This is a genomic window from candidate division WOR-3 bacterium, from assembly GCA_039801725.1.
Classification (GTDB): domain Bacteria; phylum Hydrothermota; class Tepidihabitantia; order Tepidihabitantales; family DTDR01; genus DTDR01.
This window is the reverse complement of the sequence record JBDRVE010000015.1, coordinates 23,413-35,358: the sequence shown is the minus strand read 5'-3', so window position 1 is coordinate 35,358 and position 11,946 is coordinate 23,413. Positions and strand designations below refer to the sequence as shown.

Sequence of the window (11,946 nt, the reverse complement as noted above, 5' to 3'; positions counted from 1 at the left end):
CCATCCGGAAAATTATCACCAAGAAAGAGGCGCCTTGATTGAGAATTTTGAGATGCTTGAAAAATACGGCTTAAAAGAAGAAGACTTCAATTCAATTGACTTCTCTTAAACAATACCTTGTAATCACTAATTTACATATCTTTTTTATGTCATTGAAATTAAATGACTTATACAATTATTAAAGTTTCCTGTATGGAAACTTTTTATTTATCAAAAATTTCATTTAAGTTATTGGAATTTAATAATTTAGACGGTTTCAGCCCACTCCATAGGGGGCTATTCCCCCAATAGTATAGGATATAGTATCGAAGTTATCCTTAAGATGAATTTTTATATTTCATACTATTCAGTTTAGTATTCAGTAAAGAATTGATTAATCTTATAAATAAAATCATTAGAAAGAAAGAGTAAAAGGCTCTGATTCCAAAGGCTATAATCACAAAAGAATAGTTATTTTTATTATTATTTCTTTTGACCATTTGAAGGAAAAATTAAGATTCTTATCTCTCCCAATTGCCTTTACAAAAAAGGAAGGAAATTAGATGCCAATGGTAATGGAATTGGTGGCGAAGTCTTTGACGACTACTGGAATATGTAATATTTAATATTGACTTTTATAAGAAATTAATTTATAATCTCTTGTAAAAATTAAAAAGGAGGTATTATGGTTAAAAGAATATTTTATTTTCTATTTCTGATTGGTTATTTATTTTCTTATAGTATTATTGATTATACCGATGTCCCTTATGCGACAAAAGGAAATAATAGCCCAAAAGTTTTCTCTACTCCCCTTTTATGGGATTCTACTTTGCATGTGGTCTTCTTAAAAAGTGATGGTATCTATTATGGAAAAAGCACAGATTTTGGTAATAATTGGGAAATAAGCCAAATTGTTTCTTCTTCTCGCGCAAGAAATCCAGGAATTTATCTTTCACCAAATCGCTATCGCAATTTAGTATGGGAAGAAGATACTTTTAATAATTCAGAAATCTTTTATTGTTGTTTAGATATCAGAATGCCACCAATCAATGTGAGCCAAACACCTGGAAAATCTTATTCACCTTCCTTAACAGTTGATAACCAGACATCTTGGGGAAATGTCCATATTGTCTTTGCTGATTCTTCTTTTGGTAAATCAAGGATTTATTATCGCAAATGGAATTTCCAATCTTTAAGTGATACCTTTCAGATTACCAATTTTGATAGTTTAGGACTTTTTGACCATACTAATCCAACAATTGGTATTTTTGATAGTAATAAAATTTATGTCTTTTGGCAGGCTTATTCACCCCAAGTTCCTTATCCTTACCGAATTATGTGCCGTTGTTTAGAAAATGATACCTGGCACCAACCTTTTACTATCTTGGGCTCCGAAGAACTATTAGCCCATCCTACTTGCGATTTTACTTTTAATAATAATGAGGGATTTTCTATTGGCTTTGAGGATTATCATATTGGTAATGGAATTCCTGATTGCCGTTTTCTTGGCGGAAATGGTGGTGGTTATCCAACACCTGATTCTTCTACTTACCCAACTCTTTCAACAATTGGCGGTGTTTGGAGTTATCTTGCGTGGATGGAAGGAGAAAGGGAGATCTACCTACATTTTTATTATTTTATGACTGGCTGGTATTATTCTGGCAGTTTACCAAGAAATGAAAAGGTAAGATATCCAAGTTTTTATGGTGCCAATTTGGTTTGGACTGAAGGCAATATCGCTCCTTATAAAGTAATGTATCATAATTTTGGTTATCCAATTAGCATTAAAGAAGAAAAGAAGAAAATTATTAATAGTAATTTAATAAACAAAAATTTAATTTACGATAAACAAGGCAGAATAGTTAATATTAGTAAAATAAGAAAAGGTATTTACTTTTTAAGAGAAAAAGATAAATTTAGAAAGGTTATAAAATTTTAATAAACTTCCTAAAACTTTTACTATTCTTTATGAAATATATTCCTTTTCTTATCTTTTTCTCTTTTACTTTTTGACCAAAGATATTATAAATCTTTTCTTTCTCTTTTTTGATAACTCTTCTTTTCTCTTCAATTATTCCCGTAATACTTATAAAATCATTCCTTAATCTTGGCAATAAAAGATAATTATTTCCTTCTTGGATAAGATTGCCAATAATTTTTACTAAACCTTCTGGTATTCTCATACCAGGAATTTCACTTTCAAAATCAATCTTTATTTTTATTATCTCACCTCTTTGATTATAGGCATTATAAATATTATTGCCGTAAAATATTCCAGTATCTAAAAAATATAAGGAATCAATAATAAGCAATTTGCTTTCTAAGGATTCGCTAATCAAATTTACTTCGGTTTTAAAAGTATCAACCAACGGTTGAGTTCTTTCTAAAATTATTAATCTACCGCCAGAATCATAATCACAAAAGATGGTTGTCAAATTACTTATCTCTTTTACTTTGCCAATAAGAAAGATTGAATCACCGAGATTTAATCTTGGTAAAGAATCGCTTCTTTTTCGATAAACATAAATTCCGTTCCAAAAACCTTTTGGTCTCTCTTCAATAAAAAATCGGTTGCCAAAAACACCAGAGACAATTGCGTAAATATTTACATATTTATTTGTATCTCTTGATACTCCTTGCGGGTCGTTAGTATATTGGATTTCTCTTATCTTTCTTTGATAACTTATCTCATAGGATTTTAATTCTGAATTGATAATATGACCATAAAGGGTTCTTAATTTTAAATAATAAAAAATCTTATTATTGGTATCATAAGGTGAAAAAGAATAATAAAAACAGGAATCCCTTAAAGAAAAAGAATCTCTTAATTTATAATAAAAATTTAATGTCTCATTTATTGAATAATATAAGGTGTCAACAATTTCTTCTATTCGAGAATAGCCAATCTTTGCTTTAACAATAATCTCTTCTTCGCTTGTTGGTATCTTTGGATAGTTATCTATTTCATAAATAATCGGTTCGGTTTCTGACTCATATAAAAGATAGATTTTATTATAAGTATAAAAAAGGATTTCTTTATTTAATCTTCGGTGTTTATAGAAATCACCAATAAGAAGAGATTTTATTGGAAAATAAGGAAAAAGATTTTGTCTGAAAATTGTTTCTATTTGCCAAAGATTATTATTTTGATATATCATTAATAAATAATTCCAAACACCTTCGCCATCAATAATCAAAATCTCTTTGCTATTATTTTGGCTATAACACTCACCAATCTTTATATCATTATATCTCTTTACTACCACATTAGAGGTTAGAATTTCTAAATAATTCCAACTATTTCCATACCCATAAACTTCTGAACATCTGGGACCAGAAGAACGATAACCAATTAAACCAATCTCTTCTCCTTCCCAATTACTATCAAAATCATTTATTGCTAAATTTTGCAATCTAATATAATTACTTTCAAAAATAGTTAAAGTATCCAAACTATTATTAGCATACCTGAGCCTTACTAATTTAAATAAAGTAGGAATACTATAAGGCTGAATAATACAAACAATCTCTTTCTCTTCGGTCTCCCTATCAAAATTACCAAAACCAATTCCATAATCTTTTTGATTTAAATTTAATAAGACATCCCTTATTTCCCATTGGTTATTTCTTTTCTTTGCCATTTTCAATTTATCAGAAGTAAAGTAAAATATCTCATCTTTGTTGTCATTATCAATATCACATAACAAAATATTAGTAATTGGTGTTTGGGTGCTATCAATCCTTTCTATCCTTAAAGAATTATTTTCAAAATATAACCTTTTTAGGAAATAGGGAGAATGGCAACGACCAATAATAATATCAATTGTTGAATCGTTATTTATATCACCAATTGCCAATTTCCGATAACCATTTTCATTGATATAAAAACTATCTAAACAATATCTTGGTGGATAATTATTTTCTATTTCTTTTAGACTAAAAAGAAAGGGTTTTAATGAATCTAAAAAGAAAATTCTAATTGTGTCATCATATCTACTTTTAAAATTTCGGCTACTATTTATTGCTACCAGATTATTTCCCCGATTGTAAATAATTAAACTATCGAAATAGGAAATAATAAAAAGAAAAAGAAACATAGAAAAATATAATAAACAAAGAAATTTAGTCAATAAATTATTGATTTTTTAGTTTAAGAAATTTATAATTGAATTATGAAATTTTTTATCACAATTTTATTTACTTTTACTATTTTTCTTTCTTTAAACTATGCAGAAACAAATTCTACTTATTTAAGGAAATCAATCAGTTATTACGAAGGTTTTATTATCCAAAAAAATTTAAATATCCCCAAAAATTTCCTTGATACCTTATTTTCTAATCTAAAAAAGGTAATCTTTTTAGAAAGATTTGATTATAATCCAATTCCTAAATATCTCCAAGAGAAGGTAAATTACCAAATGGAAAAGTTTGATGCTTTAGATTTAGAAAGAATAAGCCAGGTTTTAGAAAAGGAGTTTGTTCCGGAGATTGTAAAAATTTTGGATGCCGCAAAAGAAATTAGGGCAAAAGAGTTCGTTAGTAGTGAAGAAAGGATAAATTTCTTAACTACCAAGGCAAAAGAGATTGGTGTCACTGCTGATGATATTGAAAAAGTTTTAAATGCTGGTTATATCTTTGTCCCTTTTATAAATGGATATTCTTTAACAAGAGAAAAAGATTTAATAATTGTTAAGTTAAATGGTGGTTTAATCTGGTATCATATCTCAATGCGTTTTTCACCACCAAAGGTTATTCCGATTGTAAAGAAATCAACATCGGTTTTTGGTTCTGGTGTTATAAAAAGCACATACCTTTGGGGAGGCAGAATTATTTCTGCTGAAGAATATGCCCAATATTCAGCAATGAGTGCCTTCTTAAAAAATTTAGAAGTCTTAACAAAAGAAATTCCTGATTTTAGATTATCCAGTGATATAATTTCTACTTACCGCGATGAGATAACCTTTCGTTTGGGAAATAAAGAAGGGATAAAGGTTGATGATAAGTTTAACATTGTTGAATTTTATGAAGATGAAGAGGGTATAAGAAAACCAAAGAATGTTGGCTATTGTTTAGTCAGCAAGGTTGGGAACAATAAGATTGATAGAAATAACTATTCAATTGCCAAAAGGTATTTAGGAAAAAGTGAAGCAGGAATGACCTTATTAGAAAGACCAAGATTGCCGATAGATATTTTACTTCGTTTTGTAATCCTAAAAGAAAAATTTGGAGTTGATTTAGAGTTTGATTATAATATTGGCAGATATTTTTATTTTCCTCAATTCTTTACTACTTTTAATTTAATGCTTGGACCAGAAAAAGGAACGGATAGCCTGGAAATTAAAGAGTTTGGGTTTGGCTTGATTAAGAGGTTTAATTTCTATATGTTATCCTTTGGTTTGGAAGGCAAAGGGAAAATTACTAAAGAAAGAATAAAACCAGAATTAAAAGGAATTTTAGAATTCTTCCTTTTGGCTGACCTAAAATTGGGTGGTAAGGTTGGTTACGATGGCGATCTCAATTATGGTTTCCATATAAGTTATAATCCACCAACTTTACCTTTTGACCCATTTGCGATATTTAGAGGATTATTTGGATTATAATTAAAAAGGAGGAATTATGAGAAAAAGAAAAACCTTAACGTTTATTTTATTTAGTTTAATTTTAATTATTTATTGTGCGAAAAAACCAATGGTACCGGCAACTGGTGAGGCAAGTTTTGTTGAAACCTATTCGCCAGCGGAAGTAGTTATTTTAGCAACTGGTGTCGGAAAGAATTTAGTGGAAGCAGAAAGGGATGCCCGTTATCAAGCAGTCCATTTTGTCTTATTAGGCGGAACCGATCCAATATTACAGAGAGAAGAAGAGAAAGCAAAATTTGAAGGAATTAAAGAAAATATCCTCAACAAAGATTCGGTTGTCAAATTTATCAGTTGGGAAGACGATAAATATCAGAAAAGAATTAAATTGGCTGATGGAAGGCTGAAGATAAGCAAATTGATGAGGGTGAATAAAAGAATTTTAACCGAATACTTAGTAAGTAAAGGAGTGATTAAGGCAGTAGAAGAAATCTCCGAAGAGATTGGCACTCCCTTTGTGATGGTTATTCCGCAGGTAAGCAAAGATGAAAGTCCAATTGAGAAATTACAAACAAGTTTCTTACATCGAAAGGCAGCACAGATTATTGAGTCTTTTTTAACTGCAAGAAAATATAATGTAAGTGTTCCTGATGCTACTGTTCAGATTAATGAACTTGTTTCGGCTTTAGGTGAAGAAAGAAAGATTAAAGAAGATATCTCTTATCTATACGCCTTAACAATCGGTTCAGATATTTATATTACTTTTACTATTGATATTACCAGCGGTCGTTATGGCACAAAAAAGGCATCGGTGGGGATAAGAATTTATGAAACAACTACTGGCAGGCTTTTAGGTACCGAAACCGGTTATAGTCCAGAAGTCGCCACCTCCTCTGACCAAGTAGTTTTAGAAAGTGCGATTAACGACTGTATGGATAGGGTATTATCAAGAATGACAAATTACTGGAAGGATGATATTAAATATGGACTCCAATACAAAATCGTTATCAAATTCCCAACCGGTATCTCTTCCGAAAGGTTAGAAAAGATGCAATTTGCTCTCTTAGACATATTAAAAGAAGGAGTAAATAAAAGTAAAGAAAATATCGTATCAGAAAGAACTATCGATTTACTTGTCTGGGCAAAACGGGATAAATTTCCGGAAGCAAGGTCAATCTATTCTTATCTAAAAGATAGATTTACTAATGCTTTCCCTGGCTATACTTTAAGCCGAATTACCTTAAACCGAAAACTTCTCGTCTGTGAAGTGAAAAAAGGATAAAAGGAGTTTAATTAACTTTTTGGACTTACAATATATAAAACATTATCCAAGGGAATAACCGCTTCTTTTTGTTTTTTTAGTTCTTCAGGCAAATTATCAACATTAAACTTAACACCAACCGCTTTTATACAGTTATCTTTTATTGTATAACCTTCACATTCACAATAACCGCCGGATTTTAAATAAATTATTGGCATAATTTTAACCCTTATAGGGTGGTAAATTACACCTTAATGGCTTATCTATTCTCAACCCCAAGGCATAATCGGCTTGTAAAATTTTATGTATTTCTCTTGACCCTTCGTAAATCTGAGCACCTTTTGCATTTCGATAAAATCTTTCGACCGGATATTCATCGGAAAAACCATAGGCACCGTGAATTTGAACAGCATTGGATGCTGCTCTTTCGGCAGCCTCACAGGCATAATACTTTGCCATTGAAGTCTCTCTTGTATTTCTTATCCCTTGATTTTTCAACCAACCTGCCTTTAAATATAAAAGCCGAGAGATTTCATAATCCACTGCCATTTGACATATCATCTCTTTTATTAATTGATGATAACCAATCGGCACTCCAAAAGTTTTTCTTTCATTCGCATATTTTACCGACCAATCTAAACAAGCCCTAATTAATCCCGTGGCACCAGCAGCAACAGTATATCTTCCCTGGTCAATAGCAAACATCGCAATCTTGAAACCCTCCCCTTCTTCACCTAATAGATTTTCTTTAGGAACTTCTACATCGGTAAGAGAAATAGAACCAGTATTCCCAGCTCTAATTCCTAACTTATTATGAATTGTTGCTGTCTCTAAACCTTTCATTCCTCTTTCTACAATAAAGGCACTAATTCCCGAATGGTCTCTTTTCTTTTTCTTTTCCAAATCGGTCCAGGCAAAGATAATAAAATGATCAGCCACATCGGCTAAACTGATCCACATCTTTTCACCATTCAAAATATAATAATCACCTTTCTTTTCTGCTCTTGTTTCAATTGCTACCGCATCGCTACCAGCATTAGGTTCAGTTAACCCAAAAGTAGCAATCTTTTCTCCCCTCGCCTGCGGAATTAAATATTTTTTCTTCTGCTCTTCATTACCCCAAGTAAGTAATGTTAAACTATTTAATCCAATATGAACTGAAAGAATTACCCTTAAAGAAGTATCAACATATTCCAATTCTTCACAAACCAGACCCAAGGTGATATAATCGCAATAAACGCCACCATACTCTTCCGGAATGGTTAAACCCAAAAGTCCTAATTCAGCCATTTTTTTTAGAATACTTCTATCAAAAGTCTGGGCACGGTCTAAATCCCGAATTCTTGGTGCAATCTCTTTTTGGGCAAACTCTCTTGCTATTTTTTGAATCATTAACTGTTCTTCAGTAAAAGAAAAATCAATCATACTTCCTCCTTTAAAACCCTTTTAAATATTTCTTTTACATTTCTTAATAGATATTTTAAATCTAAAAACTGGTTTAATTCTTCTTCGCTTAAATATTTTTTAATCTCTTCATCTTTTTTTACTATCTCTAAAAAACTCTTATTCTCTTCCATCGCCAAAAAAGAAAGTTTTTGCACCAAATCATAAGCGAAACTTCTTTTTAACCCTTTTTTCATTAATAAGATTAAAAGAAGAGAAGAGTAATATAACTCTTTTGCCTTCCCAATATTTTCTTTTATCTTATCTTCATTCACTTTTAGATTATTAAAAATAAATATCATTCTTTCACTAATATAATGTAAGAGAATCAAAGTATGAGGAAAGACTAATCTCTCGTTTGCTGAATTAGTTAAATCCCGTTCGTGCCACAAAGAGATATTTTCTAAGGTGGGAAAAATTAAACTTCTAACATATCTTGCTAAACTCACTATTCTTTCGCACAAAATTGGATTTCTTTTATGAGGCATTGCTGAAGAACCCTTTTGCTTTTCTAAGAAAGGTTCCCTTACTTCATCAATCTCGCTTCTCTGTAAATTTCTAATTTCCGTCGCAATCCTTTCAAAAGAGGAGGCAATAATCGCACAGATAGTAATTAAGTAAGCGTATCTATCCCGCGGCACAATCTGGGTAGAAACTGGTTCAACTTTTAGATTTAATCTTTTCAATACCTCTTTTTCTATTTCTGGATTTAAAGTAGAATAGGTACCTACCGCTCCAGATATTTTCCCGTAAGAGATCTCTTCTTTTGCCCTTTCTAATCTCACGATATTTCTATCTATTTCACAATAGAAAGAAAGTAATTTTAAACCGAAAGTAATTGGCTCAGCAAAAATTCCATGGGTTCTGCCCATCATTACTAAATTTTCATATTTTAATGCCAGATTTTTAATTATCTCTTTGAGTTTTTTTAAAGAGTTAATAATTATCTCTATCCCATCCCTTAGTTGTAATGCCCAAGCAGTATCAACAATATCATAAGAAGTTAGCCCATAATGTAAATAACTTTTTGCTTTTTCATCCGATAGATGATTTTCAATAGATTTCAAGAAAGCAATAACATCGTGACCGGTTTCTTTTTCTAATTCTTTTATCTCTGATAGCGAAAAACTTGCCTTCTTTATCTCTTCGGCACACTCTTTTGGTATTATGCCCATCTCTCCTTGGACTTCGGCAACAGTTTTTTCTACTAAAAACCAGTATTCAAAACGTTTCTCCTCTTTCCATAATTCTGCCATCTCTTTTGTTAAGTATCTCTCAATCATCTTTTAGAACCGATAGTAAATTCTTATCTTTTCTCCTCTTCTTTCAATAATCAATTTTATACTATTGCCTTTAAAATTATCTATTTTATTTTTCAAATCACTGGCACTAGTAACCTTTTCATCTTGAAAACTTAAAATCGCATCACCAACATCTAAACCCAATGCTTCGGCAAAACTATTCTCTTTTACATTTAAAATAACTGCTCCATAATTTGTTTGTAAGGAATATTTCTTTTTAAGATAATTATCAATATCACTAACTTCTATTCCCCATTTCTCAATCTTAACTTTTATTATCTCCCTCTTTTCTTTTACTTGTTTTTTTGCCCGTTCAATAAACTCTTTAACTCGGTTAATTGGAATAGCAAAACCAACACCTTCACTACCACCAGCATGGGAGAGAATAAAAGTATTTATACCAATCACCTCTCCTAAGACATTTACTAAAGGTCCACCAGAATTTCCCGGATTAATTGCCGCATCGGTTTGAATCATATTTTTATATTCCCGACCGGTTTGAGCTGCTCTAACCTCTCTATTGACTGCGGAAATAACACCAACAGTTACCGTTGGTCTGGTATCTTCAATCAAAAATCCAAAAGGATTACCTAAGGCAATAACCCATTCACCAATTAGTAAATCATCAGAATTTCCTAATTGAGCATAAGGTAAATTCTTGCCGTTTATTTTCAATAACGCCAAATCCTCTTCGCTATCAATATCAATAATCTCGGCATCAAAGGAACGACCATCTGGTAAAGAAACTTTAATTTCTGTTGCCATCTCTACCACGTGGGCATTAGTCACAATATATCCATTTGGGTCAATAATTACACCACTTCCTAAGCCTTTTATCTCTTGTTTATATCTTCTTTGTGGTAAGAAATCTCTAAAAAAATCTCGCCAGAAATCATCAAAAAAAGGAGAAGAGAAGGGCGAATAAGTAACAATTCTTGTCTGGGTAACGGCAATGGAAACAACTGCGGGACTTACTTTATTAGCACTCAAAACAATTGCATTCACCCTTTGATTAGAGATTTTCTCTTCTAATTGAGAAACTAAAATCAATCTTTCTTTTGACAAATTTAAAGAATTTTGCTTGGAAAAAAAATTTTGATAAGTAAAGCCAATCAAAATGCCCAAAACAATACCTACAAGAAGAAGTACAAAATAAATAATTTTTCTCATAGTTAAATTTTAATCAAAGAGTTGCTAAAATCAAGAGAATTCTTCACGAGTATCTTCTTTTAAAGATTTTCCGGTATGATAAATAAAGACATCCTCTAAGGTTGGCTCTAAATTTACAACCGACAGAATTTTACACTTTTTATTATTCAATATTGATAAGACATCATTCAATATTGCTTCCGTATCCTTACAAATAAACTTGGCTGTCCAAATACCATTTTCACTAAACATAGTAAAATTCTCAATACCAGAAATTTTTTGGAAATCTTCTTTTTCAATAAATCCTAAAAATCTTATCTCTAAGATATCTTTATGTGGAATTGATTCTTTAAATTCTTCTGGTGTTTTTACATCAATAATCTTTCCATTATGAATAAAGGCAATTCGACCACAAAGTTCATCGGCTTCATCCATATAATGGGTAGTTAATAATATTGTCTTTTTCCCTTTTTTTACTAATTCCTCTTTGATAAAATTTCTTATAAACCGAGCAAAGGCTGGGTCTAATCCTAAGGTTGGCTCATCTAAAAGTAAGATTTTTGGGTCGTGTAATAATGCCCTCGCTAAAGACAATTTTTGCTTCATTCCCGAAGAGTATTTTTCTACCCGTTCATCAGCAACATCTTTCAATCCTAAAAGTTCTAAGAGATAGTCAATTCTTTTATCCCTTTCTTTTCCCGAAAGTCCGTATAAGGCAGCAAAGAAACGAAGATTATCAATGGCTGATAATTTCCAATATAAAGTTCTTTCGCCACTGGTTAATAAACCAATATTCTCGCGGGCAAAATTCGGATTTTTAGAAATATCTTTTCCAAAGATTTTTATCTCCCCTTTGTCAGGAATCAAGAGAGTAGCGATACATCTTACCAAGGTTGTCTTTCCGGCACCGTTAGGTCCAAGAAGACCAAACAATTCACCTTCATAGATAGTTAAAGAAACGTTATCTAAAGCAACCTTTTCTTTTCTCTCTTTTTTTAAAAGATAGCGAAATAAAGATGTCCTTCTTCTAAACTTTTTTGTTACGCCAATTACTTCAATTGCTGGATTCATATCTTAATACCTTTTCAATCAACTCTTTCATTAAATTAGCTGATTTCTCCCAAGTAAAATTTTTTGCCCAATCTATTGCTTTTTTGCCCATCTCTTCCCTTAAATTATCGTTTATTAATAAAATCTTCATTTTTTCTGCCAAAGTATCAACATCACCATAGGGATA

General features: G+C 31.2%; 10 protein-coding genes. 3 read left to right on the top strand and 7 right to left on the bottom strand.

Annotated features, from left to right (window positions below; translation table 11 throughout):
• Positions 1-664: 664 nt before the first annotated feature.
• On the top strand, positions 665-1,918 hold the full coding sequence (locus tag ABIK75_04500; protein ID MEO0090347.1) for a hypothetical protein: 1,254 nt from the start codon (positions 665-667) through the stop codon (positions 1,916-1,918).
• Here ABIK75_04500 and ABIK75_04495 read toward each other — a convergent pair.
• A complete protein-coding gene (locus ABIK75_04495; GenBank protein MEO0090346.1) occupies positions 1,905-4,076 on the bottom strand; it encodes a hypothetical protein in 2,172 nt (723 codons plus the stop codon). The two genes, ABIK75_04500 and ABIK75_04495, sit on opposite strands and share 14 nt — an antisense overlap.
• A 75-nt stretch (positions 4,077-4,151) precedes the next feature.
• On the opposite strand from ABIK75_04495, the gene ABIK75_04490 reads away from it, so the two are divergent.
• Together ABIK75_04490 and ABIK75_04485 are read left to right on the top strand one after the other, a co-directional pair.
• Positions 4,152-5,579 (top strand): hypothetical protein, encoded by a 1,428-nt coding sequence (locus ABIK75_04490; protein ID MEO0090345.1) that lies wholly within the window; start codon positions 4,152-4,154, stop codon positions 5,577-5,579.
• A 16-nt stretch (positions 5,580-5,595) separates the two neighbouring features.
• The gene (locus ABIK75_04485) at positions 5,596-6,837 is read left to right on the top strand and encodes a DUF6175 family protein (GenBank protein ID MEO0090344.1); all 1,242 of its coding nucleotides are present in this window, start codon (positions 5,596-5,598) and stop codon (positions 6,835-6,837) included.
• 11 nt (positions 6,838-6,848) lie between these two features.
• Here ABIK75_04485 and ABIK75_04480 read toward each other — a convergent pair whose 3' ends face one another.
• From ABIK75_04480 to ABIK75_04455, 6 genes are all read right to left on the bottom strand, one after another.
• Complete coding sequence (locus ABIK75_04480) at positions 6,849-7,034, bottom strand: hypothetical protein (GenBank protein ID MEO0090343.1); 186 nt, start codon at positions 7,032-7,034, stop codon at positions 6,849-6,851.
• A gap of 4 nt (positions 7,035-7,038) precedes the next feature.
• The gene (locus ABIK75_04475; protein MEO0090342.1) at positions 7,039-8,241 is read right to left on the bottom strand and encodes an acyl-CoA dehydrogenase family protein; all 1,203 of its coding nucleotides are present in this window, start codon (positions 8,239-8,241) and stop codon (positions 7,039-7,041) included.
• Positions 8,238-9,542, bottom strand: a complete 1,305-nt coding sequence (purB, locus tag ABIK75_04470) for an adenylosuccinate lyase (protein MEO0090341.1) — start codon at positions 9,540-9,542, stop codon at positions 8,238-8,240. The genes ABIK75_04475 and purB overlap by 4 nt, the downstream gene beginning before the upstream one ends.
• A 3-nt stretch (positions 9,543-9,545) precedes the next feature.
• Positions 9,546-10,730 (bottom strand): trypsin-like peptidase domain-containing protein, encoded by a 1,185-nt coding sequence (locus ABIK75_04465; protein ID MEO0090340.1) that lies wholly within the window; start codon positions 10,728-10,730, stop codon positions 9,546-9,548.
• Between the two features lie 30 nt (positions 10,731-10,760).
• Positions 10,761-11,780 carry an ABC transporter ATP-binding protein gene (locus tag ABIK75_04460; GenBank protein MEO0090339.1) on the bottom strand — a complete coding sequence of 340 codons (1,020 nt, stop codon included), beginning with the start codon at positions 11,778-11,780 and terminating at the stop codon, positions 10,761-10,763.
• A partial coding sequence (locus ABIK75_04455; GenBank protein MEO0090338.1) for a hypothetical protein occupies positions 11,764-11,946 on the bottom strand: 183 nt, incomplete at its 5' end. The genes ABIK75_04460 and ABIK75_04455, both read right to left, overlap by 17 nt.

Bases quoted from the DNA above. Each gene is read 5' to 3' on its own strand.
- ABIK75_04490 (MEO0090345.1), top strand. From the start codon at position 4,152: ATGAAATTTTTTATCACAATTTTATTTACTTTTACTATTTTTCTTTCT.
- ABIK75_04475 (MEO0090342.1), bottom strand. From the start codon at position 8,241: ATGATTGATTTTTCTTTTACTGAAGAACAGTTAATGATTCAAAAAATA.
- ABIK75_04480 (MEO0090343.1), bottom strand. From the start codon at position 7,034: ATGCCAATAATTTATTTAAAATCCGGCGGTTATTGTGAATGTGAAGGT.
- ABIK75_04495 (MEO0090346.1), bottom strand. From the start codon at position 4,076: ATGTTTCTTTTTCTTTTTATTATTTCCTATTTCGATAGTTTAATTATT.
- ABIK75_04500 (MEO0090347.1), top strand. From the start codon at position 665: ATGGTTAAAAGAATATTTTATTTTCTATTTCTGATTGGTTATTTATTT.
- ABIK75_04460 (MEO0090339.1), bottom strand. From the start codon at position 11,780: ATGAATCCAGCAATTGAAGTAATTGGCGTAACAAAAAAGTTTAGAAGA.
- purB (MEO0090341.1), bottom strand. From the start codon at position 9,542: ATGATTGAGAGATACTTAACAAAAGAGATGGCAGAATTATGGAAAGAG.
- ABIK75_04465 (MEO0090340.1), bottom strand. From the start codon at position 10,730: ATGAGAAAAATTATTTATTTTGTACTTCTTCTTGTAGGTATTGTTTTG.
- ABIK75_04485 (MEO0090344.1), top strand. From the start codon at position 5,596: ATGAGAAAAAGAAAAACCTTAACGTTTATTTTATTTAGTTTAATTTTA.